A 25,046-nucleotide genomic window follows, 5' to 3' on the forward strand; every position below is an offset into this window, starting at 1 on the left:
CAGCGCCATCCGGCAAACAGTTACTTCTGAATCAAATAGCGAATCGTTGGGCCATCCTGCTGAATATCCAGCACCTTATAGCCGTGATTGCGCGCATCCAGTGGAATATTATTGATTGACTGCGGGCAGTCGCTCACCACTTCCAGAATTTCACCGTTCTTCAATTGCGGCATCGCTTCCAGCGTGGCAACTGCCGGGTACGGACATGGTTCGCCGACCATATCCAGGCGATAATCAGGCACGATATTTTTCATACAGACTCCTTGGCAGGCGTCAGCCCTGCACGGCGGAAGAAACGTTTTTCCCAGCCGATGATGAGCATCAGCGCGGTAAATAACAGCAGATAGGTCACCAGCAGGCCGCCGAGCGGGCCGAAGGTGTTGAGCAGATTCACTTTGTCCCAGTTGGTGGCAAGCGCGGGAGCAAAATCATCCCAGTAGTAGGCCAGAATGGTTGAGCCAATAACGTTGCCCAGCCCAACCCACCAGTAATGCACCTGGCCTTCAACCGCGCGGTACATCCAGCCGGTTTCACACCCGCCCGCTAAAACAATACCGAAGCCAAACAACAAGCCACCGATCACTGCATTTGGACCCGCCCACATAATCTTCGGCTCGACGCCTAACTGCACATAACTAAAAATACCGATGGCGCTGACCGCCATCCCGAAGATGATCGCTTTTGCCATATGGGTACGACCGGAAATCCACAGGTCACGGAAGGCTGAAGTGAAGCAGATTTGCGCCCGTTCAATCAGCAGACCGAACCCGACGCCGAACAGCATCGCCAGGCCGAGCTTGGGTTTATCCATCGCAGTGAGTAACGCCCAGCCGATCATGCCAATAAACACCAGCATGCCGAGGCGAAAACGACGACGCGCCTGATCCGGTTTTTGCGTCAGCGGGGAAGCGGCGGAGACTTTCTGCATTTTGACCGGAATACGGAATATCGGCAGCAGGGTAAAACGTGCGCCAAACCATGATCCAATAGCTGTTGCCAGCGCAAAAAACCAGGCGTGTAGCGAGAACTGCGGAATACCGGTGAAGAACGCGGCCAGGTTACACCCCATCGCCAGACGGGCGCCGAATCCGGCAATCATCCCGCCGACTATCGCCTGCATGATGCGTATCCGACTGCGCGGCATGCGCAATTTGACGTTGTTGGCCCAGAGTGCGGCAGCAAAACAACCGCCGAACATACCGAGGATCATCATACCGTCGATGCGGGTCAGGGGGGAGCCTTCAAGATGGATCAGCTTGTAGTAACCCCACTCTTCGGCGTGAACGCCAAATAATTGCAGGATTTGACCACCCCAACGGGTGAATTCACCGGTCACGGCCCAGAAGGTTCCCGTAATGCCAAAATAGTAAGTAGAGAGAATACCCGCTGCGATGACCGCAGGGGCAGGGGCCCAAAATTTAATTAACCAGGCCTGTTTGAAGTGTTGCCATGACATGTGTTTTGCCTCTGAACTCAGAAGGTATGTAACAAGAAGTGTGGATACTACACCGATCAGAATTTTTGACTATGAGTAATAAGAGGTAACACCGTCTGGATCAATTTTTCTCAATGCCACCGAAAGGCTGGCGGCATCAGGTCTTTAATGCCACAATCCCATTTTCTTCGCATGCAGGATGAATGATGAAAAAATTAGCGATCGTTGGGGTATTTCTGGCGCTGAGCGGATGCGCCGAAGTAGAGAATTATAACGACGTGGTGAAAACGCCCGCGCCAGCCGGTCTGGAAGGTTACTGGCAGTCAAAAGGACCGCAACGTAGCCTGGTCAGCCCGGAAGCCATTGCCAGCCTGGTAGTGACGAAAGAGGGTGACACGCTGGATTGTCGCCAGTGGCAGCGGGTCATTGCCCTGCCGGGGAAACTGACGATGATTTCCGGTGATCTCACCAACGTGACGGTGAAACGTGAGCTGTATGAGATTGAGCGCGAAGGCAATACGCTGGAGTATGATGGCATGACGCTGCAACGAGTGGATCGCCCGACGCAGGAGTGCGCTGACGCGTTAACGAAAACGCCGCTGGCCACACCGCTGCCATAAGCAGCACGCCCCGGTAGCCAGTAGCCACCGGGGTTGAGTATTACAACACGTCTTCAATCACCCACACGCTGACGCTACCGCCGTTGCAGAAAAACGTCGCTTCCCCGTTTTCATCGGTCACCACGCTTTCTTCGCGATTTCCCAAATAATCGCGCCATGTTTTATTACCGTAATTCGCCCCGAGATTGATGGTTTTTTCCCCGTCATCGCCGTTAGACAGCACCACCACACAGCCGGGATCTTCGTCCGTTCCGCTGCGGCTAAAAGCGATACAGTTAGGATGATCGAAAAAGAGCGTCTGTACGCCGTGGGCGAAGCGCTGGCGGGCGAGGATCAGTTCGGCAAGCTGTTCAATGATTGGCATGTCGATAGGATAGGTTTCGCCATCGCCGCCGGTGTCTTCGTAATGTGCTCCGTACAGGTCAGGATAAAACACCGACGGTACGCCGTTTTCCCGCAGCAGGATCAACGCATAGGCCAGCGGCTTAAACCACGCCTCGACAGGGGCTTCCAGTGCCTGCAATGGCTGGGTGTCATGATTGGCAACCAGCGTGACGGCATGAAACGGATCGGCCTCGACTAACGTGCCGGTGAAGATCTGGCTCATGTCGTAATCGCGGCCCTGACGGGAGGCCTCGTGGAATTTCATCTGCAAAGGAGCGTCGAACAGCATGGTTTTCCCCTCCACCTGGTTAATGTAGGTTTGCAGCTTGTCGACTTCGTGGGACCAGTATTCCGCGACAATAAACAGTGGTTTGGGGGCGACTTCCTGTACGTGTTCAATCCACTCTTTATAAAACCATGCCGGAATATGTTTCACCGCATCTAAACGAAAGCCGTCGCACTGGGTTTGCTCCATCACCCAGCGCGCCCAGTATTTGATCTCCTCGGTCACGGCGTGATTACGAAAATCGATGTTCTCGCCCATCAGATAATCAAAATTACCCAGTTCATCGTCCACCTGATCGTTCCAGCCTTCACCGGTGTAATCGTTAACGATTTTGAAAATGCCGTCTTCGGTGGGGTTCTCGATATGGTCAATGCCGCTGAAGCATTTATAGTCCCAAATGAATTGCGAATACTGGCCTGCGCGAGCGGGGAAGGTATAGCGCGTCCATCCCTCGCACTCGACAATCTCATCGTCTATTTGCGTGCGGTCTTCGGCGTTAACGCGCTGGACGCGGATCTTTTCTTTCTCATCCGCGCCCATTTTGTGGTTAACCACCACGTCCAGCAGTACGGCAATATCATTGTGCTTAAGTGCGTCAATCGCCGCCAGCAGCTGGTTTTTATCACCGTATTTGGTGGCGATGGTTCCCTTTTGGTCGAATTCGCCCAAATCAAACAGATCGTAGGAGTCGTAGCCAACGGAATAGCCGCCGGACGCGCCTTTATAGGCGGGGGGCAGCCATACCATATTGATGCCGATATCATTGAGTCCGCCTGCGCGTTCGGCAAGTTCGGGCCAGAGTTGACCGCCATCAGGGTAATACCAGTGGAAGTACTGCAATAACGTGGGATTTTTCATCTTCCGTGCTCCAGAAGTCGTTTGGCCGACCTCTGGAGTATGGAAGATTATTCAGATTTAACAGAAAATTATTGCGGGGCGGTGGGGACGTCGGGTACTAACAGCATGCCGGAAAGACGGCCATAAGCGTTATTGAGCGTCTTCTGGCGCGTCGACTGACCGATGAGATTGCTAAGTTCATCCAGCCGCTGCTGCAACAGTGTTTTGAGCAACTGTTCGTTATCCAGCGTCTGTTTAATATACCCGGCCACTAAGTCCTGAATACTTCGCGTAATGCCAGGTGGAGTTTGCTCTTCCATGACCACTTCAATACTTTGCAGATAGCTAACTTCCTGTTCCAGTAAAAGGTCCCACTCACCCCGCTGCGCCAGTTCCAGCAGCGAGTGACTGAGTAGCGCGATGCGCTGCCAACGGTTGATAAACTCCACGGCTGAGGTCATTAACGAGACTCCTGGGACGACGCTTTCGGTGAGATCTGTTTCCAGGCTTCCGCAATGTTGCCGAGCAACCCTTCAACTTCTTCAATAGCCTGACAATCATTACGCAAGTTGGCTTGCAGTAAACGGCGAATCATATAGTCATACAGCGCAGACAGGTTGGTGGCGATTTCACCGCCATTTTCCTGATCCAGACCTGCTTTCAGACCATTGTCGATAATATTAATGGCTTTGCTAATGGCCTCGCCTTTGGCGACGATATCACCCTGTTGCATAAACAGGCGAGCGCGCACCAGAGCGCTGTTCGCGCCATCAAACAACATTTCGATCAACTGATGCGGATTGGCGCTCATCACGCCACTCTCTATGCTGACCTGCGCATAGGCTTTGGTACCGCTCGCGGTATACATGTTTACCTCGTGTTATCAGGAATTACTCATGGCTGAAAATTGCTGGCCCAGATAAGTACTGGTGCTGTTCAGCTTACTCATCATGGTGTCGAGCTGGGTAAACTGCGCTTTATAGCGTGCGACGGTATCGTCAATGCTATTGCTGACGGCCAGATACTGTTTGGTCAGTTTTTTCAGCGTCGCGTTAATATTGTCCTGGGCTACGTCAATAATGCCGTCATCGGCCAGGTAACCTTTTACTTCAGTGGCAATTTTGGTGGTAATCCCGGTTTCTTTGCCATCACCAACCAGCAACTGACGGGTCGCCGCGGTATTATCTTTCAGCGCTTTTTCGAGCTTGGTGTCGTCAATTTTCAGTTTGCCGGAGGTGCCGTCGGTGGTAATACCAATTTCACCTAACGTTTTAAATGCACCGTCACTGGCTCCATTGGAAAACTGGGCGCGGATTCCTATCTGGATAGTACGTACCGCGCTGTCGCCGATCAGCGCGCCATTATTTTTATCTTGCGCTTCGGCTCCAGGATCAACTTCAGTGTATTTGGTCAGCGTTGAGAAGGTATCCAGCAGCGAGTTATAGGCATCAACCCAGCCTTTAATCGCTTCCGTGGCTTTATCATTGCTCTTGGTGACGGTAATTCGCGCGTCGGTGACTTCTTTAGTCAGGTTCAGTGTGACGCCCTGCGGAGCATCGGTAATGGTGTTGCTTGGGCGCTCAATATCAATGCCATTAACCTTTAATAGCGCATTTTTGGCTTCCACCAACTGTTTCATATTTCCGCTGCCGGCGGTACTGTCGTAGGCCAGTAAATCATTGAGCTTGCTGTCGCCGCTGACGGAAATAGTCATCTTATTATCAACACCACTGTCGGCGGTTAAGACCAGCTGGTAATCATTTTCCTTAACTTTAACGATGCTGGCGGAAATTCCGCTATCGGCGTCGTTAATGGCATCTCGAATTCCTTCCAGCGATGTCTGGTCTTTGCTGAGTTTAATTTCCAGCGGCTCTTTGCGACCTTTTTGCTCAATTTTAATGGTGCGGCTGTCGGAGGAGGTATCACCTAACGCCTCTTTCACCGAACTGATACCGCTTTTGGTACTTAATGATTGCGCCTGCGCCAGTTGCGTTACGCTGATCATATAGGTCCCCGGCGCTGCGCCAGCAGTGGTCGTGGCCGTCAGATCTTCTGTACTGCTGGTTACGGTTGTGCTTTTAAACAGATCGGCGCTGTTCAGCGTTGTATTTGCCGTCTGGAATTTTTCCAGCGCGCTTTTTAGCGTGCCGTAGGCCGTTAGTCTTGCAGTATTCGTACTCTGCTGCTGGGTTATTGGGTTTAAGCGTTTTTTTTCAGCAGTAGTCAGGTTTGTCAGCAATGTATCCAGTGGTAAGTTTGAGCCGACGCCCAATGAAGTAAATGAAGGCATGCCTAATTCCTTGTGATTGCAAACAGTAGTTAAGCGGGTTATCGGCAATCTGCGCGCAAAGTTTAATGATAGTTTTGCAAAAATAATGCGCAGAATAATGGCATATAAAGAGGGTATTTCAGGGGCTAAGAAAAAAGAGGGCGGAAAGTGAAAATTTTCTAAAGTTCGAATTTAAGGTGCCGATACATGGGTTACGGTGAGAAACCGTGGGCAACAGCCCAATAACATCAAGTTGTAATTGATAAGGAAAAGATCATGGCACAAGTCATCAATACAAACAGCCTGTCGCTGTTGACCCAGAACAACCTGAACAAATCTCAGTCTACCCTGAGCTCCGCTATCGAGCGTCTGTCCTCCGGCCTGCGTATCAACAGCGCGAAAGACGATGCTGCTGGTCAGGCGATCGCAAACCGCTTCACCGCAAACATCAAAGGTCTGACTCAGGCTTCCCGTAACGCCAACGACGGTATTTCTATCGCGCAGACCACTGAAGGTGCGCTGAACGAAATTAACAACAACCTGCAGCGTGTGCGTGAACTGTCTGTTCAGGCAACTAACGGGTCCAACTCCGATAGCGATCTGACCTCCATCCAGAACGAAATCACACAACGTTTAAGTGAGATTGACCGCGTATCTGGCCAGACTCAGTTCAACGGCGTGAAAGTACTGGCTCAGGACAACACCCTGAAAATCCAGGTCGGTGCAAACGACGGCGAAACCATCTCTATCGACCTGAAAAAGATTGATTCCAAAACTCTGGGAATGGATGGTTTTAACGTCAATGGATCAAAAGCAGCAACAGGTAGCGATTTAGTGTCTAAGTTTGACGCTACTGGTTATGATGCTTATACCGTGGGTGGGAAGGAATTTCGTGTTGATCTGAAAACAGGTGCAGTATCTGGCGATGATGGTGCTGGTGGCTTTGAAGCTAAGTTTGTAGATGCAAAAACAGGCGCATTGGTTAAAGATGCTACTAAAACAAACGGAACAGCTAAATATTCCACAACAGCAACCGCCGCTGCTGATGCTGATGCTGTAGCAATCGCAACCGCGGCTAAAGATTTAAAAGTTGGTCAGACGTTCAACGCTGCGGGTATCGACTTTACTGTAAGTGGTTCTGATGTAGGTGCTGACGGCCATGGTACCTTCACTGCAAACATTGGCGGAAGTGTTGTTACATTTACTACAGCAGGCGCTGACTTAGCCAACTCTACATTAAAGTCCAGTGAGAGTGTCTATACCTCATCTGTATCTGGTAAGTTAACAACGAAAAGTGCTGAAACTAACCTGGCTGCTACAGTTGATGACCTTAAATCTGCGGGTACAAAAACTGGTAGCGCTCTGACTATTGATGGCAAGGTCTATGATGTCTCTGCTGATGGTAGCAAAGTTACCAACGGTGGTGTTACGATGTTCCTGAGCCAGAATCAGGCTGGTAAAGCGACTCTGGTTACCGAAAGCGTTGCTAAGAAAGCGACAGCCAATCCTTTGGAAACTATCGATAAGGCACTGGCACAGGTTGATGCACTGCGTTCTGACCTCGGTGCGGTGCAGAACCGTTTTGATTCCACTATCACTAACCTGGGCAACACAGTAAACAACCTGTCTTCTGCACGTAGCCGTATCGAAGATGCTGATTACGCGACCGAAGTGTCCAACATGTCTAAAGCACAGATCCTGCAACAAGCAGGTACCTCTGTATTGGCACAGGCCAACCAGGTTCCGCAGAACGTTCTGTCTCTGCTGCGTTAATTTACGCTTATCGCGCAAACCCCGCTCCGGCGGGGTTTTTTACATTTAGCTTTACCCGTAACCCCCAAATAACCCCCCATTTCACCCACTATTCACCCGATTAAAACCCCTGCAGAAACGGATAATCATGCCGATAACTCATTTAACGCAGGGCTGTTTATCGTGAATTCACTGTATACCGCTGAAGGTGTAATGGATAAACACTCGCTGTGGCAGCGTTATGTACCGTTGGTGCGTCACGAAGCATTGCGCCTTCAGGTGCGTTTGCCGGCGAGCGTAGAACTGGATGACCTGCTACAAGCGGGCGGCATCGGGTTATTGAATGCAGTTGACCGATATGACGCTTTGCAAGGAACGGCATTTACCACTTACGCAGTGCAGCGTATTCGTGGAGCGATGCTGGACGAACTACGTAGCCGGGATTGGGTGCCGCGTAGCGTTCGGCGCAATGCTCGCGAAGTGGCACAGGCGATGGGACAACTGGAGCAGGAGTTAGGGCGCAACGCGACGGAAACCGAAGTGGCGGAGCGTCTGGCTATTCCTGTGCAAGAGTATCGTCAGATGTTGCTTGATACCAATAATAGCCAACTCTTCTCCTATGACGAGTGGCGGGAAGAGCATGGCGATAGTATTGAGCTGGTGACGGAAGAACATCAGCAGGAAAACCCGTTACAGCAGCTACTTGAGGGTAACCTTCGCCAGCGCGTGATGGAGGCGATCGAGGCGTTGCCGGAGCGCGAAAAGCTGGTGTTAACGCTGTACTATCAGGAAGAGCTGAATCTGAAAGAGATCGGCGCGGTACTGGAAGTCGGGGAATCACGGGTCAGCCAGTTGCACAGTCAGGCCATCAAACGTCTACGCACCAAGCTGGGTAAGCTATAGGGGTAATCATTACCCCTGAACAATGCCGCATTACGAATTGACTACCAGGAGTTCTCATGACGGTGCAGCAATCAAAAAGACGGCCTCTAAGCCGCTACCTCAAAGATTTCAAACACAGCCAGACGCATTGCGCCCATTGCCTGAAGTTGCTCGACAGGATCACGCTGGTTCGCCGTGGGCAAATTGTTAATAAAATCGCCATCGCCCGCCTGGACACGTTGCTGGATGAAGCTGAGTGGGAACAGGAGAAGAAAGAGTGGGTGGCGCTGTGTCGTTTTTGCGGTGATTTGCATTGCAAAGAGCAGAGCGACTTTTTTGACATTATCGGTTTTAAACAATTTTTGTTTGAGCAAACCGAAATGAGCCACGGTACGGTACGTGAATACGTTGTCCGCCTGCGCCGCCTTGGCAATCATCTGACCGAACAAAATATCTCTCACGAATTGCTACAGGAAGGGTTCCTCGACGAAAACCTTGCCCCGTGGCTGCCGGAAACCAGCACCAACAATTATCGCATCGCATTGCGTAAGTATGAGCAATTTAAAGCCCATACGCATATGGGACATATGCAGAAATCCACCTGGACAGCCAGTTCTGATATATATTAAAAACGAATAAGGTGTAACGGAGTGGTGTTTGTGAATCACGACAAACGCTTTACACTACGGTCATATACACGTCATCCTTCAAGCTGTCTCTGCGTTGGCTGCACTCCCTCGCCCCAGTCACTTACTTTAGTAAGCTCCTGGGGACTTACTCGCTTGCCGCCTTGATACAACTCGAATGATTTTGTGGATTAATGATGGTCACTAATGACAATATTCGGGGTAACTATGAAATTAGCACTTCTGGGACGTCAGGCTCTGATGGGTGTAATGGCTGTTGCACTTGTCGCCGGAATGAGCGTAAAGACTTTTGCAGATGAAGGTCTGTTAAATAAAGTTAAAGAGCGCGGCACGCTGCTGGTGGGCCTGGAAGGGACCTATCCCCCGTTTAGCTTTCAGGGCGATGACGGCAAGCTGACCGGTTTCGAAGTGGAGTTCGCCGAAGCACTGGCAAAGCACCTTGGGGTGCAAGCCACGTTGAAGCCGACCAAGTGGGACGGCATGCTGGCCTCGCTTGATTCCAAACGCATTGACGTGGTTATCAACCAGGTGACCATTTCTGACGAACGTAAGAAAAAATACGATTTCTCTACCCCGTATACTGTGTCTGGTATTCAGGCGCTGGTGAAGAAAGGCAATGAAGGTGTTATTAAGACTGCCGCCGATCTGAAAGGTAAAAAAGTCGGCGTTGGTCTGGGTACCAACTATGAAGAGTGGCTGCGCCAGAACGTGCAGGGCGTGGATATTCGTACCTATGATGATGACCCGACCAAATATCAGGATCTGCGCGTAGGCCGTATCGACGCTATTCTGGTTGACCGCCTGGCTGCACTGGACCTGGTGAAAAAAACCAAAGATACGCTGGCCGTCACCGGTGAAGCATTCTCCCGCCAGGAGTCCGGCGTGGCGCTGCGCAAAGGCAATGAAGATCTGCTGAAAGCGGTTGATGCTGCCATTGCCGAAATGCAAAAAGACGGTACGCTGAAAGCGCTGTCTGAAAAATGGTTTGGAGCGGATGTGACGAAATAATCGTCATCCGATGAAAAAAGGCGCCTTTAACAGCGCCTTTTTTTATTTCATTGCGCCTGAACGTGCATAATAAAAAGAACATCACAACAACTAATACCGGAGGCTGTATGCCGCTGCATAACTTAACGCGCTTTCCACGTCTGGAATTTATTGGCGCGCCAACACCGCTCGAATATCTTCCACGCTTCTCCGACTATCTTGGGCGCGATATTTTCATCAAACGCGATGACGTTACGCCGATGGCCATGGGCGGCAATAAACTGCGTAAGCTGGAGTTTCTGGCGGCGGATGCGCTGCGTGAAGGGGCCGATACGTTGATAACCGCGGGCGCTATCCAGTCTAACCATGTGCGCCAGACGGCGGCGGTAGCGGCTAAACTTGGCCTGCACTGCGTGGCGCTGCTGGAAAACCCGATTGGCACCACGGCGGAAAACTATCTCAGCAACGGCAACCGTCTGCTGCTGGACCTGTTTAATACCCAGATTGAAATGTGCGATGCGCTGAGCGATCCGAATGCACAGCTTCAGGAACTGGCGACGCGGATTGAAGCGCAAGGGTTCCGTCCGTATGTGATCCCGGTTGGGGGTTCCAATGCTCTGGGCGCGCTGGGCTATGTGGAAAGCGCGCTGGAAATTGCGCAACAGTGTGAAGGGGCCGTAGAGCTGTCTTCCGTGGTCGTGGCGTCGGGCAGCGCGGGAACGCATGCCGGGCTGGCCGTTGGCCTGGAACAACTGATGCCACACGTTGAGCTGATTGGCGTGACCGTCTCGCGCAGCGTGGCCGATCAAAAGCCAAAAGTTGTTACGCTACAACAGGACATTGCCCGTGAACTGGAACTGACGGCCTCCGCGGATATCCTGTTATGGGATGATTATTATGCGCCGGGCTACGGTACGCCAAACGAAGAGGGCATGGAAGCGGTAAAACTGCTGGCACGGCTGGAAGGCATCTTGTTGGATCCGGTCTATACCGGCAAGGCGATGGCGGGTCTGATTGACGGCATCAGCCAGAAGCGCTTTAAAGATGAAGGGCCAATTCTCTTTATCCATACCGGTGGGGCGCCTGCACTGTTTGCCTACCATCCTCACGTGTAACAATCAGGTAGAAAAACGCTAATGCAAGAAAGTATCCAACTGGTGATCGATTCCCTGCCGTATCTGCTTAAAGGCGCGGTCTTTACGCTGCAACTGAGTATCGGCGGGATGTTCTTTGGCCTCGTGCTGGGGTTTATCCTGGCGCTAATGCGGCTGTCGCCGCTGTTACCTGTACGTTGGCTGGCGCGCTTTTATATCTCGGTCTTTCGCGGAACGCCGTTGATCGCCCAATTGTTCATGATCTATTACGGTCTGCCGCAGTTTGGTATTGAGCTGGATCCCATCCCGGCGGCGATGATTGGTTTGTCGCTGAATACGGCGGCCTACGCGGCGGAAACGCTGCGGGCGGCAATCTCCTCCATCGACAAAGGTCAGTGGGAAGCGGGGGCCAGTATTGGCATGACTCGCTGGCAGACCATGCGCCGGGCGATCCTGCCGCAGGCGGCACGCGTTGCACTACCGCCGCTGAGCAACAGCTTTATCAGCCTGGTGAAGGACACATCGCTGGCCGCAACTATCCAGGTTCCTGAACTGTTTCGTCAGGCGCAGCTGATTACCTCGCGTACACTGGAAGTGTTCACTATGTATCTGGCGGCCTCCTTGATTTATTGGGTAATGGCAACAGTGCTTTCTGCGCTGCAGAACTATTTTGAAGAACAACTGAACCGCCAGGAGAAAGAGCCGAAATGAGCGCTATCGAAGTCAGAAACCTGGTCAAAAAATTCCATGGGCAAACGGTACTGCATGGGATCGATCTCGACGTCAAACCCGGTGAAGTTGTGGCGATTATCGGACCGAGCGGTTCGGGCAAGACCACGCTGCTGCGGAGCATTAATTTGCTGGAGCAACCGGAGGCGGGCACCATTAAAGTGGGTGAGATAACCATTGATACCGCGCGGTCGTTAACTCAGCAGAAAGGGCTGATTCGCCAGTTGCGCCAGCACGTAGGCTTTGTGTTCCAGAACTTTAATTTGTTTCCCCATCGTACGGTGCTGGAAAACATTATTGAAGGTCCGGTGATTGTCAAAGGCGAACCGAAAGCCGAAGCGACAGCCCGTGCGCGCGAACTGCTGGCAAAAGTCGGGCTGGCGGGAAAAGAAACCAGCTATCCGCGCCGTCTGTCCGGTGGGCAGCAGCAGCGTGTGGCGATTGCCCGGGCGCTGGCGATGCGACCAGAGGTTATTTTATTCGATGAACCTACCTCCGCGCTTGATCCTGAACTGGTTGGCGAGGTGCTTAATACCATTCGCCAGCTGGCGCAGGAAAAACGCACCATGGTGATTGTGACGCATGAAATGAGCTTTGCTCGTGACGTGGCCGACCGGGCGATATTTATGGATCAAGGACGAATAGTGGAGCAGGGGCCGGCTAAATCTTTATTTACGCATCCGCAACAGCCGCGAACCCGTCAGTTTCTCGAAAAATTCCTCATGCAGTAAATAGTACAAGCAGCACTCACCGACATTTTTTGTGGTGAGTGCCGCTCGCATAACTATTTATAAATATTGCTTTATTATTAACGCTTGATTCTGTTGCTTGCTCTGGCTGTTGAGTAACGCTCAAGTAATTTTTCATTTGTCCGATAATTTGCATATATAAAATACATTTATGTGTTAGCTTATTTCATATGTTTGGATGATTATCAATCTCAGGGGCATTACCACTTAGTATGCAGGATCATGATTTCTTCACCTGGCGACGGAGCATGCTGTTACGCTTTCAGGAAATGGCGACGGCAGAGGATGTCTATAATGAATTACAACAACAGACGCAGCATTTAGAGTTCGATTTCTACGCACTCTGTGTTCGTCATCCCGTACCCTTTACCCGTCCTAAAACGTCACTTCATACGACCTATCCCAAAGCATGGGTGGCGCATTATCAGTCCGAGAATTATTTCGCCATTGATCCGGTGCTGAAGCCTGAAAACTTCAGTCAGGGGCATTTACCCTGGGACGATACCTTGTTTCGTGATGCCCAACCTTTGTGGGACGCCGCACGCAATCACGGTTTACGCAAAGGGATGACGCAATGCCTGATGTTGCCGAATCGGGCGCTGGGGTTTTTATCGGTATCGCGAGCGAGTATCCGTAATAGTCGTTTTGCGAATGATGAAGTGGAGCTCAGAATGCAGCTTCTGGTGCGGGAAAGTCTGTCGGTGCTGACGCGACTGGAAGATGACATGGTCATGACGCCAGAGATGCGCTTTAGCAAGCGGGAAAAAGAAATATTGAAATGGACCGCAGAGGGGAAGACGTCTTCAGAGATAGCGATAATACTGTCGATCTCTGAAAATACCGTTAATTTTCACCAGAAGAATATGCAAAAGAAATTCAATGCGCCAAACAAAACGCAGATAGCGTGTTATGCCGCTGCGACCGGGCTTATCTGAATTAATTATCGTTCTGAGTGTCAGACGCAAAACCGGCTGATAGCAATGCTCTCAGCCGGTTTCTTATTACTGGCGGTAGGCCTGTTTAATTTGCTTAACAGTGCTGGAAAATACCGCAGCCTGTGATTGATCTTCAATCAGCGCGATCTGTTTTTCCATTTTAAGAATCACGCGTCCAGCATCGGCTTGACCCATTGCCTGCAGCATCAGTGTTAACAGGGCTTTCAGGCAGGTAACTTCATTGGCCAGTTCCTGGTTATTCTCAGCAGTGGAAAAGTCAGGCGTACTCATTTATTTTCCTCGTTATGTTTCAATGAAAAAGTGCGATGTCAAATCTTAAGGCGGCGGAGTATACCATAAGCGAGGCTAAAAATATCAGTGGTTGTTTTTTGTGCAAACAAAGGGGGAGGGACATTAAAATAAACAACATGTTGCAGTGCATATATTTTCTCCACTTGTTGTTTATTTCGAGTATTTTCCTCGTTAATTATTGTTACAAGTTTGGCTGCCGGTTTTGCATTCAGCGCAGGAATATGAATTTTTTGTCACTATTCTGAAACAGCTACGCAGATATAAGTGTGGCAGCAGGCTATGTGGCCTGCAAGTTTCCACACGTCGTACAATCTAATTTCCAAAAACGAGAGCAAAATCGAAAGTCGGACGTTTTTTACATTTCAAAGTTGAGATAAAACCCGTTAACATAGGACCGATTAACTATCGGTAGCGTTATCCCTATTCTGGAGATATTCCTTTGATCAACGTTTTTCTTGTTGATGACCACGAACTGGTGCGCGCAGGGATACGACGCATTCTGGAAGATATAAAAGGCATAAAAGTTGTCGGCGAAGCGTGCTGCGGTGAAGATGCGGTGAAATGGTGCCGCTCAAATTCCGTGGACGTTGTGCTGATGGATATGAATATGCCCGGTATTGGCGGTCTCGAAGCAACCCGCAAAATTGCGCGTTCAACGGCAGATATTAAAGTGATTATGCTGACGGTACACACCGAGAACCCGTTACCCGCAAAGGTCATGCAGGCAGGTGCCGCGGGGTATCTCAGCAAGGGAGCCGCCCCCCAGGAAGTTGTGAGTGCGATTCGTTCGGTTTATTCCGGGCAACGTTATATTGCCTCCGATATCGCTCAGCAGATGGCGCTCAGCCAGATTGAACCTGAGAAAACGGAAACCCCGTTTGCCAGTTTGTCTGAACGCGAGTTGCAGATTATGCTGATGATCACCAAAGGCCAGAAGGTCAATGAGATTTCAGAACAACTGAATCTGAGTCCTAAAACGGTGAACAGCTATCGTTATCGAATGTTCAGTAAATTAAACATTCACGGCGATGTCGAGTTGACTCACCTGGCAATTCGCCATGGCCTGTGTAATGCGGAGACATTAACAAGCCAGTGACCGATCAGTTTGATGCCAAAGCGTTCCTGAAAACCGTAACCAGTCAGCCCGGCGTTTATCGTATGTATGATACCGCCGGGACGGTTATCTATGTCGGGAAAGCGAAAGACCTGAAAAAAAGGCTTTCCAGTTACTTCCGTAGCAATCTCGCATCGCGTAAGACCGAAGCGTTGGTCGCGCAAATCCAGCAGATTGATGTCACGGTGACACACACCGAAACCGAAGCGTTATTGCTTGAACACAACTACATCAAGCTGTATCAGCCGCGCTATAACGTATTGCTGCGCGATGATAAATCCTATCCTTTTATTTTCCTCAGCGGCGATACTCACCCACGCCTGGCGATGCATCGTGGGGCTAAGCATGCTAAAGGCGAGTACTTTGGACCGTTCCCCAACGGCTATGCCGTACGAGAAACGCTGGCGCTGCTGCAGAAAATTTTTCCCATCCGCCAGTGTGAAAACAGCGTGTATCGCAATCGCTCGCGACCCTGCCTGCAATATCAAATTGGCCGTTGCCTCGGTCCCTGTGTGGCGGGCCTGGTGAGTGAGGAAGAGTATGCACAGCAGGTCGAGTACGTCCGTTTATTCTTATCCGGGAAAGACGATCAGGTATTAACCCAACTGATCGCCCGGATGGAAAAGGCCAGCCAAAATCTCGAATTTGAAGAGGCTGCGCGTATTCGTGACCAAATTCAGGCGGTACGTCGCGTCACCGAAAAACAGTTTGTCTCGAATTCCGGAGACGATCTGGACGTTATCGGCGTGGCGTTTGACGCCGGCATGGCTTGTGTGCACGTACTGTTCATTCGTCAGGGTAAAGTGTTGGGCAGTCGCAGCTATTTCCCGAAAGTACCGGGTGGTACAGAACTCGGTGAGGTCGTGGAAACCTTTGTCGGGCAGTTTTATTTGCAGGGAAGTCAGATGCGTACCTTACCCGGTGAGATCCTGCTCGATTTTAATCTTAGCGATAAAACTCTGCTGGCGGATTCATTGTCTGAACTGGCCGGGCGGAAGATTAACGTCCAGACGAAACCGCGCGGGGATCGTGCGCGGTACCTGAAGCTGGCACGTACCAACGCAGCAGTGGCGTTAACCACCAGGCTTTCTCAGCAGTCGACCATTACTCAGCGTCTGACAGCGCTGGCATCGGTACTGAAGTTACCCGCTGTAAAACGCATGGAGTGTTTTGACATCAGCCATACGATGGGCGAGCAGACGGTCGCCTCCTGCGTGGTTTTTGATGCCAATGGCCCACTGCGCGCAGAGTATCGTCGTTACAACATCACCGGCATTACGCCGGGCGACGATTATGCGGCGATGAATCAGGTTCTGCGTCGGCGTTACGGTAAGGCAATAGAAGAAAGTAAGGTTCCGGACGTTATATTGATCGATGGCGGTAAAGGGCAGTTGGGACAGGCGAAAGCCGTTTTTGCTGAGCTGGATGTTCCCTGGGATAAACAGCACCCACTTTTGCTGGGGGTGGCGAAAGGGGCCGACCGTAAAGCGGGTCTGGAAACGTTGTTCTTTGAGCCGGAAGGAGAGGGCTTTAGTCTGCCGCCGGATTCGCCCGCATTGCATGTGATACAGCATATCCGTGATGAATCTCACGATCATGCGATCAGCGGACACCGGAAAAAACGCGCGAAGGTGAAAAGTACCAGTACGCTTGAGACCATTGAAGGCGTTGGGCCTAAGCGTCGGCAGATGTTGTTGAAATATATGGGCGGTTTGCAAGGTCTTCGTAACGCAAGTATTGAAGAAATTGCAAAAGTGCCGGGTATTTCGCAAGCTCTGGCAGAAAAGATCTTCTACTCGTTGAAACATTAGGCCCTCTGTAGCAACATAGGGGTAATTTCACTGACAACAGATAGTTATCCGTCATATGCAATTTAATATCCCTACGTTGCTCACGCTGTTTCGCGTCATCCTGATCCCATTCTTTGTATTGGCGTTTTATCTGCCATTCACCTGGGCTCCCTTTGTTTGTGCGCTGATCTTCTGTATTGCGGCGGTTACCGACTGGTTTGATGGCTATCTGGCGCGTCGCTGGAACCAAAGCACGCGTTTTGGCGCCTTCCTCGACCCCGTTGCTGATAAAGTGCTGGTGGCTATCGCGATGGTGCTGGTGACGGAGCACTATCACAGCTGGTGGGTGACGCTTCCTGCCGCCACGATGATCGCGCGTGAAATTATCATCTCTGCGCTACGTGAATGGATGGCTGAGCTGGGCAAACGCAGCAGTGTTGCAGTGTCCTGGATCGGTAAAGTGAAAACCACTTCGCAAATGGCTGCACTGGCGTGGCTGCTGTGGCGTCCAAATATCTGGGTAGAGTATGCCGGGATTGCACTTTTCTTCGTTGCCGCGGTACTGACTTTGTGGTCAATGTTCCAGTATTTGAGCGCTGCATGGGGAGATTTGCTTGAACAGTGATCGTTTCGGCGCAAATTTCAGCAAACGATCGTCAGTGGTGAAAAATATCGTTGACTCATTGCGTCAGGTAAGTAGAATGCAACGCATCGAACGGCAGCACTGATTGCCAGACGATAACAAAATCAAGTGATTAACAAAGTTACTTGATGATGCGGGAATAGCTCAGTTGGTAGAGCACGACCTTGCCAAGGTCGGGGTCGCGAGTTCGAGTCTCGTTTCCCGCTCCAAATTAAAGACATCGGCAATAGCGGGTGTCTGGCTGAAAAGCCAGAAGATTTCGGCGCGTTAGCAAAGCGGTTATGTAGCGGATTGCAAATCCGTCTAGTCCGGTTCGACTCCGGAACGCGCCTCCAATTTCTTCCCGAGCCCGGATGGTGGAATCGGTAGACACAAGGGATTTAAAATCCCTCGGCGTTCGCGCTGTGTGGGTTCAAGTCCCACTCCGGGTACCATGGGAAAGAATAGAATAATCAAAGCAATAAGCAGTGTCGTGAAACCACCTACGGGTGGTTTTTTTGTGCCTGCAATCCATCGTTTTATCCTGCGTGATACGTAAAATCGCCTTCAAACACTTGCTTGCTATAGATAATCACTCTATCGACGAATCGGTGCGTTAAACATAAAGCCCCCTCGTGCAGGGTTGTTGATAAAACCATTACGGGCAGGATTATCGTTGTGGTCCTGGAAACCATTGATCATGATGGGATCGCCAAAGTCATCCTGAATCGCTAAATGTCTGTGGATTCGGTTTCGTGCCCGCAACGTGAATGCAGAATCATCCGTCCCGCCAATGATGATGATTCCATTACCGGCACGGAGTGCTGCGCTTAACTCTTGCTCTCTTGCGGCCTGGTTTTGTAACGCGTTGGCAGTGGCAGATAATGATGCCAGTAGCAGTAATATGAGAACGGCGCATGAAAATACCGATGGCAGTTTCATGATTAATACCTGTTAAGAGTGCGGCTATTAAAGTATAGCTTTTTGTTGCCATCCCAACTGAAAAGAAAACCAACAATTTAAGCCAGCTGTCCATACTAAGTCTGAGGGGGTGGGAGACGACGCGCGTGTCTGTGGTTGGGTCGGGAACAATGGCGGTTGATGGCGTTCCCCGCTACGACGTCTGACTGGATAATTATCACGGACTCCCTGCCAAAGTGATCGGCTATGCTCCAGATGGGCAGCGATTAGAAATCGATCTTCTGGAAGCGATGGCTATTAACATCCATTTTCCCGCTAATTTCTTCACGCCTTGAGGGAGCCTGTACTATGGCTGAGTATCATTTTTCCACGGTCTGGCGGGTTGAGGCTTCTATTCAGGAGGTGTGGGATATTTTTTCTCATCCCGATCAGTGGCCGGAATGGTGGGTAAGTCTGGAACGCATCGTTGAGATCAAGAAGGGGGATTTACAGGGCATTGGCGCGCTGCATCGTTATACCTGGAAAGGCGTTCTACCTTATCGCTTAACCTTTGATATCAACGTATTGAATATTCTGCCTTGCTCTCTGCTTGAAGGACAAGCCAGCGGGGCGGTAGAAGGGCGAGGCGTGTGGTCTTTTACTGCGAGTGGCAAAGAGACTATTGTCAAATATGACTGGAATGTCCGTACCACGATCCGTTGGATGAATTATCTTGCCCCGCTGGCAGCACCTGTATTTCGTTGGAATCACGATATGGTCATGCGTGAGGGGGCCAGAGGGCTAGCCCGTAAGCTGGCAACCAGTGTGCATATATTTTGAAGGCGCTCTCACTGCTGTACTTTTTTGCCTGTAAATGGCTTAATAGCGGCCTTGTAGTTTCTCATTTCATTCACAGTTAACAGGTCTGTTATTGATGAATAACCTCCATCTGCTCGCCTTTTTAAGTCAGCGTCTGTCTGCTGTGATGATCGCATACGGTTTCCCAATGGACCGTAGCTCAACTCTTACAACATGGACAGACAGCAATGCAACGTCGCCAATTTCTCAAAAATAGCGTTCTCCTTTCCGCCGCCGGTTTAGTCGGCCCTACGATTGTTAGCCAGACGGTACATGCCGCAGAGCCAACAGTCGCGTCTGTCGCGCGTCGACGCTTTGTCTTATCACAAACGTATAAACTCAATCCTCCTAAGGGATCGCGCGGGGTGGTGAAACTCTGGATCCCGCTACCTGTAGATACTGTGTTTCAACAAATGACAGCCCTTGCCTTTAGCGGGAACTATCAGCAGGCGTATGTCACCACCAACAATGCCTATGGCGCGAAGACGCTGTTCGCCACCTGGCCAGACTCCCAGGGCGAATTGTTGATTAACGTTGATATCGATATTGAAACCGCCGACTGGGAGCCGTTGCAGCAGGATGCGCTAAAAACCTGGCATGCACCGGAGCAGATTATTTATCCGCTGGATGTAAAACCCTACTTGTTACCGACGGCACATACTCCAGTGGATGGGGTGGTTCTGGAAACTGCGCGCAAAATTACCGGTAATGAGCAAGATCCGCTGAAAAAAGCGCGTCTCATTTACGAGTGGGTGAGCAGCCATATGGAACGGGATAATGACGTTATTGGCTGCGGTACCGGTGATGTGGCAGAGATCTTAAAAAGCGGCAAGCTCAAGGGTAAATGTACCGATATGAGCTCCGTTTTTGTTGCTTTGGCACGCGCCAGCGGTATTCCCGCACGCGAATTGTTTGGCATCCGTCTGGGCAAAGCCAATAAGCTCGAGCGTTACTCGACAAGCGCCTTTGGCAAAGCCGACAGCGCAGGCGTTGCCGATGTCAGCGGTGGACAACACTGTCGCGCCGAATTCTATCTCGCAGGTTACGGTTGGTTACCGTGCGATCCCGCTGACGTGACCAAAATGCGTCTGGCTGAGAAAAAATCGCACCAGGATGCCGATGTCCAGGCCGTCAACGCTTACCTGTTTGGTAACTGGGAAATGAACTGGGTAGGATTTAACTACGGACGTGATTTCGAGCTGTATCCGGCGACAGAGCAGGGAGCTATGAACAACTTTGGTTATCCTTACGCCGAAGTCGATGGCGACCCGATCAATTTCTACGATCCTAAAGCGTTCTCCTACCGCTATGTCGCCACAGAACAACGCTAAAGGCGCGGGACTGACCCTGCTGACGGCCGCTGCGGCTGCCGTCACTGCCGGATTATGCTGCGTTGGGCCGCTGTTATATCTGCTGTTTGGTATCTCAGCGGCGAGCTTTGCTGTTTTAACCCGGTTTGAGTTTTTACGAATTCCTTTGATGCTGCTGTCTTTGGGATTACTACTGCGTGTTTTCTGGCGACTCTATTTCTCCAGGCGGTTGTGGTGTTCTGGCTGGCTAACCCTGAAACAGGCGCGTGTTCTCTACTGGTGTGCGCTGGCGTTGATTCTACCGGTGTTATTTTACCCAACGCTGGTTGCCTGGTTTTATGAGGTGTTTGAATGAAGGTTTTCATGTTAGTGGCAGGCTTATTGTTGCCGTTATGGGTTCAGGCGGCCAATCAAAAAGTGGTGCTTGATATACAAAATATGACCTGCTCGTTATGCGTAATTTCTGTCAATCAGGCGTTACGCGAAACTGATGGCGTCATTAAGGCGAAATCCTCTCTCAAGACAAGGCAGGCAGAAGCGATCGTACCTGAAGGTTTTCCTACCGATACTCTCCTTAAAGCGGTAGCAAAAACCGGGTACAGCGCGACGCTTAACCGTATTGAGCAACAATAACCACCTACGGGTGGTTTTGTTCTGTTTTCCCGGTATGATGCCCGGCGGCCTGGTGTTCTCTTTTGTGCGTTAACTACCGGAATTCCCCTCGTATCCTGTTAACCTGAACTGGCGGTAGCTGTAAACCGCCCACGCCCATTTGTATCTGTTATCCCTCCAGCCATGTAGGATGATCACAGGCAAGAATTTTTGACTAAGGAAAAGCGTTATGAAAACGGGACCATTAAACGAGAGCGAACTGGAATGGCTGGATGATGTACTGACTAAGTACAATACGGACAAAGCTATTCTGGATGTGTCAGAACTGGATGGTTTGCTGACGGCGGTGCTCAGTTCACCGTATGAAATTGAACCGGAGCAGTGGCTGGTTGCAATTTGGGGCGGCGCGCAATATGTGCCGCGCTGGTCCTCCGAAAAAGAAATGACGCGTTTCATGAACCTGGCGTTTCAGCACATGGCGGATACGGCCGATCGTCTGGACGAATATCCTGAGCAGTTTGAGCCGCTGTTTGGTCTGCGTGAAATTGACGAGCATGAACTGACCATCGTTGAAGAGTGGTGCTTTGGTTATATGCGCGGCGTCGCGTTGTCGGACTGGTCCGCACTACCAGATACGTTGAAACCGGCGCTCGAGGCTATTGCGCTGCACGGTACGGAAGAAAACTTTGCTGTGGTTGAGAAACTGACGCCAGAAGAGTTTGAGGAAAGCGTGGACGCTATCCGTCTGGCAGCATTGGATCTGCATGCCTGGTGGATGGCGCATCCGCAGGAAACGCCGGTGAAGGTGCCGGTAAAAGTGGATGCCAAGGTCGGACGTAACGATCCGTGCCCGTGCGGCAGTGGGAAAAAATACAAGCAGTGCTGTCTGCATTAACAGAAAGGGGCGTAAAGCCCCTTTTGTTTAACCCACTTCGGGGAGTAACCCTGCTGCAATGGAAAACTGTACCGCTATCACCACAATTCCGCACATAAACACCAGCGCCAGCGCCGGTGCGCCACCTGCCACGCGGTAGTTAGCCTGCGGGTTATGTTTTCTGCTTTGCCACGCCAGCATGGCGGGGATCAGCAGCGCCAGTACCGCGAGGGCAACGCCTGCATATCCCAGCGCCATCACGAAGCCACGGGGATAGAACAGCGCAAATGCCAGCGGCGGCAGGAAAGTCACCACGCCGGTTTGCATCCTTCCTGCTACGGTATTTCGGCGCTGGAAAAGGTCTGCCAGATAGTCAAACAATCCCAGCGCGACGCCGAGGAAAGAGGTCGCCAGCGCAAGATCGGCAAACAAATGCACCGCCAGTTCAACGTGCGGTGACGCCACAACTTCACGTAATGCCTGTAACAATCCGTTTAAACCAGCATGGTTGGCTAACAGTCCCATGAACGTGGACGAGTTAATGCTGCCAAGTGTAGCCAGTTGCCAGAAAATATAGGCGATTAGAGGAATGGCGCTACCGGTGATAAATACCCAGCGCAGTTTACGGATGTTACCGTTCATATAGCTGACGATACTCGGAACGCTGCCGTGAAAACCGAACGACGTGAAGATAACCGGGATCGCGGACAGCGCCAGCCCTTGCTGAAGCGGCAGCGTAAGCAGATTCACTTTATGGATATGCGGCATTAACAGGGCCAGCATCGCCACCAGGAAAATTATCTTGGCACTAAACAACAGACGGTTGAACAGATCGACCAGCGACGTCCCAACGCAAACCACACCACCGGCAACAAAGGTGAACAGCAGCACACCTGTGGTTGGAGAGATAGCTGTCCCGGTCCAGTCGCTTATGCTGGAGGCCAGCAGTTCTCCTGCGCCACTGATATACGCCGCTGTCAGCGCGTACATCAAAAACATCATGCTAAAGCCCGTTACCCATTGTCCGTAACGACCAAGATAACGTTTCGCCAGGGTACCCAGCCCGGTGTCAGCCGGTACGTGTTGATACACTTCAAGCAGCAACAGCGCGGTGTAGCACATCAACGCCCAAAGACTGACTAATAATACCAGCGTGACGCTAAACCCCACGCCTGCCGCAGCCAGCGGCATTGCCAACATTCCGGCACCAATCGTGGTTCCCGCCACGATAAAAATACTACCCAGGGTTCTGTTTTTCACGCTTTCCTCTGTCCCGGAGATAATCAACGGTTATATCTGCGGCGCAGGTTAAGGCAAAACGTTATTTTCGTCAAATCACCGTTACAATACGTGTACATTAAACTTTACGATTATTTGATATTTTAAGATGCATACGAAATAACATTTATCTGCTGGTAAACCTGTGTTAGCGCAAAGCAGCGCCCTGCGGTTCACATTAGGCTATGCCCTTTATTGAGGAGGTAGTATGGAATCTATTCACGGTCATGAAGTGCTCAATATGATGATTGAATCTGGCGAGCAGTATTCAAATGGCAGTCTTGAAGCGGCAATTACGGCACGTTTTGGCGAGCACGCACGTTTTCACACCTGTTCTGCGCAAGGTATGACGGCGGCCGAGCTGGTGGCATTTTTAGCGGCGAAGGGGAAGTTTATTGCAAAAGAAGACGGCTTCTCTACGCACGAAAGCAAGATCTGCCGCCATTAAGATTATCGAATAACGGTGGCAACTCACCACCGTTATCTAACAGAATTAATTCTGTGTATCGAGCGTAGCCAGCTCTTTGTCGATGAAATAAAGACCTTCACCGCTTTTTCCTGCCAGTGATAGCTTATCAATAACAGATTTAAATAATTTCTCTTCTTCATGCTGCTCAGCAACATACCATTGCAGGAAATTAAACGTCGGATAATCCTGGTGGGTCATTGCCGCATGTGCCAGTTCATTAATTTTCTGCGTGATCAGCTGTTCATGTTCGTAAGTTACACGGAACAGTTCGTCCAGAGAAGCATATTCAGCGAAAGGGGAAGAGACGGCATTAATACGCGGTAAGCTACCGGTGTCAGTCAGGTAGTCGAACAGACGCTGCATATGCGTCATCTCTTCCTGGGCGTGACGGCGCAGAAACGCGGCAGCACCTTCGAAGCTGTGATAGCTGCACCACGCGCTCATCTGTTGGTAGAGCAGAGATGAATATAATTCAAGGTTCATTTGCTCATTCAGTTGGTCGATCATTTCTGTTTTCAGCATGGTTCTGCTCCACAAACGTCATTAAATATTACGTGGCGCCACTATAATTTGTTATTTAATTATTTGCAAAAGGTAAAATAATAAATTTATTTATTAAAAATACGAATGGGAATAAAACGCATTAACGCTATTAAGCGGAGGATATAAATAACGAAGTAACTAATGACCAGCAAAAAAATGCTGGTCGAAATATTAATAATTGAATGAGGGCGCTTGAGATACCGCGACGCCGTGACACTGCCAGGCGAGCGTAATTTTGGTATTCAAACACAAAGAACCGGCATATACGCTACAGGTTGACACCGGTTGACCAAATGCTGCGGCGCTGGCGTAGCCCATACGCTGGCACTCTTTGGTGGCTGTTCCCTGGGTTACGTAGTCATCGGTTCGTGCCGTTTGCAACATGGCCTGGTTGTAGGTCAGTCGAACCACACCGGTGATAGCGCTGGCTTCGCTGACCTGCGCCTGTTTGGTAATAGTGCATCCTGTCAGCACGAGCGGCAAAAGGGCAAGGATAAAGGTCTTCATGTGATCGCTCTGAAAGTTCGGAGATAGGCTATCATGGCATACGTGTTGACGTATCAATGGCTTGAATAGCCTGAAAATCACCTGCGATTAATCGCAACGACGTCTGGTTCTTGAGGCTATTCTGGGCTGCTGAGGGAAAAATGTGAGCACTACATTAATTTATAAAACAAAAGTTCATTAAATTTGAAAGTGAGTTTGCAAAATAGTAATGTGGCCTGAATGTTATGACTTTCAGCAGTCCCCGCTACGCA

Annotated in this window: 29 protein-coding genes, 3 tRNA genes and 1 pseudogene; 21 read left to right on the forward strand and 12 right to left on the reverse strand. The window is 50.6% G+C overall.

The annotated features are described in order from the left end of the window. Positions 1–20: 20 nt before the first annotated feature. The gene (gene yedF / locus FDW92_RS08345) at positions 21–254 is read right to left on the reverse strand and encodes a sulfurtransferase-like selenium metabolism protein YedF (protein WP_042307685.1); all 234 of its coding nucleotides are present in this window, start codon (positions 252–254) and stop codon (positions 21–23) included. Continuing rightward, entirely contained in the window at positions 251–1,513 is a 1,263-nt protein-coding gene (yedE, locus tag FDW92_RS08350; protein ID WP_349290312.1) for a selenium metabolism membrane protein YedE/FdhT, read from the reverse strand. The genes yedF and yedE overlap by 4 nt, the downstream gene beginning before the upstream one ends. A 128-nt stretch (positions 1,514–1,641) precedes the next feature. Here yedE and yedD point away from each other — a divergent pair, with 128 nt between their 5' ends. Beyond that, on the forward strand, positions 1,642–2,055 hold the full coding sequence (yedD, locus tag FDW92_RS08355) for a lipoprotein YedD (protein WP_042307689.1): 414 nt from the start codon (positions 1,642–1,644) through the stop codon (positions 2,053–2,055). A 40-nt stretch (positions 2,056–2,095) separates the two neighbouring features. On the opposite strand, the gene amyA is transcribed toward yedD, so the two are convergent. The 4 genes from amyA to fliD form a co-directional block, all read right to left on the reverse strand. After that, entirely contained in the window at positions 2,096–3,583 is a 1,488-nt protein-coding gene (amyA, locus tag FDW92_RS08360) for an alpha-amylase (RefSeq protein WP_042307691.1), read from the reverse strand. A 68-nt stretch (positions 3,584–3,651) separates the two neighbouring features. Next, positions 3,652–4,023, reverse strand: a complete 372-nt coding sequence (gene fliT, locus FDW92_RS08365; protein ID WP_042307692.1) for a flagella biosynthesis regulatory protein FliT — start codon at positions 4,021–4,023, stop codon at positions 3,652–3,654. Then, positions 4,023–4,430: a flagellar export chaperone FliS gene (fliS, locus tag FDW92_RS08370; RefSeq protein WP_042307694.1), complete on the reverse strand. Its 408-nt coding sequence runs from the start codon at positions 4,428–4,430 to the stop codon at positions 4,023–4,025. The genes fliT and fliS overlap by 1 nt, the downstream gene beginning before the upstream one ends. A gap of 15 nt (positions 4,431–4,445) precedes the next feature. After that, complete coding sequence (gene fliD, locus FDW92_RS08375) at positions 4,446–5,852, reverse strand: flagellar filament capping protein FliD (RefSeq protein ID WP_042307696.1); 1,407 nt, start codon at positions 5,850–5,852, stop codon at positions 4,446–4,448. A 255-nt stretch (positions 5,853–6,107) separates the two neighbouring features. On the opposite strand from fliD, the gene FDW92_RS08380 reads away from it, so the two are divergent. The 8 genes from FDW92_RS08380 to sdiA all read left to right on the forward strand — a co-directional run bounded on the left by FDW92_RS08380 (position 6,108) and on the right by sdiA (position 13,606). Continuing rightward, entirely contained in the window at positions 6,108–7,604 is a 1,497-nt protein-coding gene (locus FDW92_RS08380) for a flagellin (RefSeq protein WP_042307698.1), read from the forward strand. 162 nt (positions 7,605–7,766) lie between these two features. Beyond that, complete coding sequence (gene fliA / locus FDW92_RS08385) at positions 7,767–8,486, forward strand: RNA polymerase sigma factor FliA (RefSeq protein WP_038641545.1); 720 nt, start codon at positions 7,767–7,769, stop codon at positions 8,484–8,486. Between the two features lie 56 nt (positions 8,487–8,542). Next, positions 8,543–9,094, forward strand: a complete 552-nt coding sequence (gene fliZ, locus FDW92_RS08390) for a flagella biosynthesis regulatory protein FliZ (protein WP_042307708.1) — start codon at positions 8,543–8,545, stop codon at positions 9,092–9,094. A 225-nt stretch (positions 9,095–9,319) separates the two neighbouring features. After that, positions 9,320–10,120 carry a cystine ABC transporter substrate-binding protein gene (gene tcyJ / locus FDW92_RS08395; RefSeq protein WP_042307710.1) on the forward strand — a complete coding sequence of 267 codons (801 nt, stop codon included), beginning with the start codon at positions 9,320–9,322 and terminating at the stop codon, positions 10,118–10,120. Positions 10,121–10,227: 107 nt separating this feature from the next. Then, positions 10,228–11,214, forward strand: coding sequence for a D-cysteine desulfhydrase (dcyD, locus tag FDW92_RS08400; protein WP_042307711.1), 987 nt, complete (start codon positions 10,228–10,230; stop codon positions 11,212–11,214). Positions 11,215–11,235: 21 nt separating this feature from the next. Beyond that, positions 11,236–11,904 (forward strand): cystine ABC transporter permease, encoded by a 669-nt coding sequence (tcyL, locus tag FDW92_RS08405; protein WP_006684074.1) that lies wholly within the window; start codon positions 11,236–11,238, stop codon positions 11,902–11,904. Then, complete coding sequence (tcyN, locus tag FDW92_RS08410) at positions 11,901–12,653, forward strand: L-cystine ABC transporter ATP-binding protein TcyN (protein ID WP_003030477.1); 753 nt, start codon at positions 11,901–11,903, stop codon at positions 12,651–12,653. The genes tcyL and tcyN overlap by 4 nt, the downstream gene beginning before the upstream one ends. Positions 12,654–12,883: 230 nt before the next feature. After that, positions 12,884–13,606, forward strand: coding sequence for a transcriptional regulator SdiA (gene sdiA, locus FDW92_RS08415; protein ID WP_042307713.1), 723 nt, complete (start codon positions 12,884–12,886; stop codon positions 13,604–13,606). Between the two features lie 66 nt (positions 13,607–13,672). On the opposite strand, the gene FDW92_RS08420 is transcribed toward sdiA, so the two are convergent. Next, positions 13,673–13,897 carry a DUF2594 family protein gene (locus tag FDW92_RS08420; RefSeq protein WP_006684077.1) on the reverse strand — a complete coding sequence of 75 codons (225 nt, stop codon included), beginning with the start codon at positions 13,895–13,897 and terminating at the stop codon, positions 13,673–13,675. A gap of 41 nt (positions 13,898–13,938) precedes the next feature. Next, positions 13,939–14,043 (reverse strand): annotated as a pseudogene (locus FDW92_RS23190) (hypothetical protein); the annotation flags it as partial. Positions 14,044–14,357: 314 nt separating this feature from the next. Here FDW92_RS23190 and uvrY point away from each other — a divergent pair. The 6 genes from uvrY to FDW92_RS08450 all read left to right on the forward strand — a co-directional run bounded on the left by uvrY (position 14,358) and on the right by FDW92_RS08450 (position 17,899). Next, the gene (gene uvrY, locus FDW92_RS08425; RefSeq protein ID WP_006684079.1) at positions 14,358–15,014 is read left to right on the forward strand and encodes a UvrY/SirA/GacA family response regulator transcription factor; all 657 of its coding nucleotides are present in this window, start codon (positions 14,358–14,360) and stop codon (positions 15,012–15,014) included. After that, complete coding sequence (gene uvrC / locus FDW92_RS08430; protein WP_042307718.1) at positions 15,011–16,843, forward strand: excinuclease ABC subunit UvrC; 1,833 nt, start codon at positions 15,011–15,013, stop codon at positions 16,841–16,843. Before uvrY ends, uvrC begins: the two co-directional genes overlap by 4 nt. 55 nt (positions 16,844–16,898) lie before the next feature. Then, positions 16,899–17,447 (forward strand): CDP-diacylglycerol--glycerol-3-phosphate 3-phosphatidyltransferase, encoded by a 549-nt coding sequence (gene pgsA / locus FDW92_RS08435; RefSeq protein WP_038641531.1) that lies wholly within the window; start codon positions 16,899–16,901, stop codon positions 17,445–17,447. Between the two features lie 151 nt (positions 17,448–17,598). Then, positions 17,599–17,674: transfer RNA gene (locus FDW92_RS08440), tRNA-Gly, on the forward strand. A 52-nt stretch (positions 17,675–17,726) separates the two neighbouring features. Next, a tRNA-Cys gene (locus FDW92_RS08445) sits at positions 17,727–17,800 on the forward strand. Between the two features lie 12 nt (positions 17,801–17,812). Then, a tRNA-Leu gene (locus FDW92_RS08450) sits at positions 17,813–17,899 on the forward strand. A gap of 142 nt (positions 17,900–18,041) precedes the next feature. Here the strand turns inward: FDW92_RS08450 and FDW92_RS08455 are convergent. After that, positions 18,042–18,386: a hypothetical protein gene (locus FDW92_RS08455; RefSeq protein WP_042307722.1), complete on the reverse strand. Its 345-nt coding sequence runs from the start codon at positions 18,384–18,386 to the stop codon at positions 18,042–18,044. A 327-nt stretch (positions 18,387–18,713) separates the two neighbouring features. On the opposite strand from FDW92_RS08455, the gene FDW92_RS08465 reads away from it, so the two are divergent. The 5 genes from FDW92_RS08465 (at position 18,714) to FDW92_RS08485 (ending at position 22,019) form a co-directional block, all read left to right on the forward strand. Then, entirely contained in the window at positions 18,714–19,184 is a 471-nt protein-coding gene (locus FDW92_RS08465; protein ID WP_042307725.1) for an SRPBCC family protein, read from the forward strand. Between the two features lie 206 nt (positions 19,185–19,390). After that, a complete protein-coding gene (locus FDW92_RS08470) occupies positions 19,391–20,533 on the forward strand; it encodes a transglutaminase domain-containing protein (RefSeq protein ID WP_042307727.1) in 1,143 nt (380 codons plus the stop codon). Next, positions 20,511–20,867 (forward strand): mercuric transporter MerT family protein, encoded by a 357-nt coding sequence (locus tag FDW92_RS08475; RefSeq protein WP_042307729.1) that lies wholly within the window; start codon positions 20,511–20,513, stop codon positions 20,865–20,867. The genes FDW92_RS08470 and FDW92_RS08475 overlap by 23 nt, the downstream gene beginning before the upstream one ends. Further along, positions 20,864–21,145 carry a heavy metal-associated domain-containing protein gene (locus FDW92_RS08480; RefSeq protein WP_042307732.1) on the forward strand — a complete coding sequence of 94 codons (282 nt, stop codon included), beginning with the start codon at positions 20,864–20,866 and terminating at the stop codon, positions 21,143–21,145. Before FDW92_RS08475 ends, FDW92_RS08480 begins: the two co-directional genes overlap by 4 nt. A gap of 208 nt (positions 21,146–21,353) precedes the next feature. Beyond that, positions 21,354–22,019 (forward strand): YecA family protein, encoded by a 666-nt coding sequence (locus tag FDW92_RS08485; protein WP_042307734.1) that lies wholly within the window; start codon positions 21,354–21,356, stop codon positions 22,017–22,019. 27 nt (positions 22,020–22,046) lie between these two features. Here FDW92_RS08485 and tyrP read toward each other — a convergent pair whose 3' ends face one another. Next, positions 22,047–23,258 carry a tyrosine transporter TyrP gene (gene tyrP, locus FDW92_RS08490; RefSeq protein WP_042307736.1) on the reverse strand — a complete coding sequence of 404 codons (1,212 nt, stop codon included), beginning with the start codon at positions 23,256–23,258 and terminating at the stop codon, positions 22,047–22,049. 226 nt (positions 23,259–23,484) lie between these two features. Here tyrP and FDW92_RS08495 point away from each other — a divergent pair, with 226 nt between their 5' ends. Next, positions 23,485–23,724, forward strand: a complete 240-nt coding sequence (locus tag FDW92_RS08495; RefSeq protein ID WP_042307738.1) for a YecH family metal-binding protein — start codon at positions 23,485–23,487, stop codon at positions 23,722–23,724. A gap of 45 nt (positions 23,725–23,769) precedes the next feature. Here the strand turns inward: FDW92_RS08495 and ftnA are convergent, their stop codons facing one another. After that, a complete protein-coding gene (ftnA, locus tag FDW92_RS08500; RefSeq protein WP_042307740.1) occupies positions 23,770–24,267 on the reverse strand; it encodes a non-heme ferritin in 498 nt (165 codons plus the stop codon). Positions 24,268–24,459: 192 nt separating this feature from the next. Beyond that, a complete protein-coding gene (gene yecR / locus FDW92_RS08505) occupies positions 24,460–24,795 on the reverse strand; it encodes a YecR family lipoprotein (RefSeq protein ID WP_042307742.1) in 336 nt (111 codons plus the stop codon). Between the last annotated feature and the right edge of the window lie 251 nt (positions 24,796–25,046).

It is taken from the genome of Citrobacter sp. wls706 (assembly GCF_005281305.1).
GTDB lineage: Bacteria > Pseudomonadota > Gammaproteobacteria > Enterobacterales > Enterobacteriaceae > Citrobacter > Citrobacter werkmanii.

Excerpts from the sequence above, each read along its gene's own strand:
- fliT (WP_042307692.1), bottom strand. The coding sequence starts at position 4,023 with ATGACCTCAGCCGTGGAGTTTATCAACCGTTGGCAGCGCATCGCGCTA.
- FDW92_RS08480 (WP_042307732.1), top strand. The coding sequence starts at position 20,864 with ATGAAGGTTTTCATGTTAGTGGCAGGCTTATTGTTGCCGTTATGGGTT.
- ftnA (WP_042307740.1), bottom strand. The coding sequence starts at position 24,267 with ATGCTGAAAACAGAAATGATCGACCAACTGAATGAGCAAATGAACCTT.
- yecR (WP_042307742.1), bottom strand. The coding sequence starts at position 24,795 with ATGAAGACCTTTATCCTTGCCCTTTTGCCGCTCGTGCTGACAGGATGC.
- fliZ (WP_042307708.1), top strand. The coding sequence starts at position 8,543 with ATGACGGTGCAGCAATCAAAAAGACGGCCTCTAAGCCGCTACCTCAAA.
- yedD (WP_042307689.1), top strand. The coding sequence starts at position 1,642 with ATGAAAAAATTAGCGATCGTTGGGGTATTTCTGGCGCTGAGCGGATGC.
- dcyD (WP_042307711.1), top strand. The coding sequence starts at position 10,228 with ATGCCGCTGCATAACTTAACGCGCTTTCCACGTCTGGAATTTATTGGC.
- tcyJ (WP_042307710.1), top strand. The coding sequence starts at position 9,320 with ATGAAATTAGCACTTCTGGGACGTCAGGCTCTGATGGGTGTAATGGCT.
- FDW92_RS08455 (WP_042307722.1), bottom strand. The coding sequence starts at position 18,386 with ATGAAACTGCCATCGGTATTTTCATGCGCCGTTCTCATATTACTGCTA.
- FDW92_RS08380 (WP_042307698.1), top strand. The coding sequence starts at position 6,108 with ATGGCACAAGTCATCAATACAAACAGCCTGTCGCTGTTGACCCAGAAC.
- sdiA (WP_042307713.1), top strand. The coding sequence starts at position 12,884 with ATGCAGGATCATGATTTCTTCACCTGGCGACGGAGCATGCTGTTACGC.
- fliS (WP_042307694.1), bottom strand. The coding sequence starts at position 4,430 with ATGTATACCGCGAGCGGTACCAAAGCCTATGCGCAGGTCAGCATAGAG.
- FDW92_RS08475 (WP_042307729.1), top strand. The coding sequence starts at position 20,511 with ATGTCGCCACAGAACAACGCTAAAGGCGCGGGACTGACCCTGCTGACG.
- fliD (WP_042307696.1), bottom strand. The coding sequence starts at position 5,852 with ATGCCTTCATTTACTTCATTGGGCGTCGGCTCAAACTTACCACTGGAT.
- FDW92_RS08420 (WP_006684077.1), bottom strand. The coding sequence starts at position 13,897 with ATGAGTACGCCTGACTTTTCCACTGCTGAGAATAACCAGGAACTGGCC.
- yedF (WP_042307685.1), bottom strand. The coding sequence starts at position 254 with ATGAAAAATATCGTGCCTGATTATCGCCTGGATATGGTCGGCGAACCA.
- FDW92_RS08465 (WP_042307725.1), top strand. The coding sequence starts at position 18,714 with ATGGCTGAGTATCATTTTTCCACGGTCTGGCGGGTTGAGGCTTCTATT.
- FDW92_RS08495 (WP_042307738.1), top strand. The coding sequence starts at position 23,485 with ATGGAATCTATTCACGGTCATGAAGTGCTCAATATGATGATTGAATCT.
- FDW92_RS08470 (WP_042307727.1), top strand. The coding sequence starts at position 19,391 with ATGCAACGTCGCCAATTTCTCAAAAATAGCGTTCTCCTTTCCGCCGCC.
- pgsA (WP_038641531.1), top strand. The coding sequence starts at position 16,899 with ATGCAATTTAATATCCCTACGTTGCTCACGCTGTTTCGCGTCATCCTG.
- amyA (WP_042307691.1), bottom strand. The coding sequence starts at position 3,583 with ATGAAAAATCCCACGTTATTGCAGTACTTCCACTGGTATTACCCTGAT.
- FDW92_RS08485 (WP_042307734.1), top strand. The coding sequence starts at position 21,354 with ATGAAAACGGGACCATTAAACGAGAGCGAACTGGAATGGCTGGATGAT.
- tcyL (WP_006684074.1), top strand. The coding sequence starts at position 11,236 with ATGCAAGAAAGTATCCAACTGGTGATCGATTCCCTGCCGTATCTGCTT.
- tcyN (WP_003030477.1), top strand. The coding sequence starts at position 11,901 with ATGAGCGCTATCGAAGTCAGAAACCTGGTCAAAAAATTCCATGGGCAA.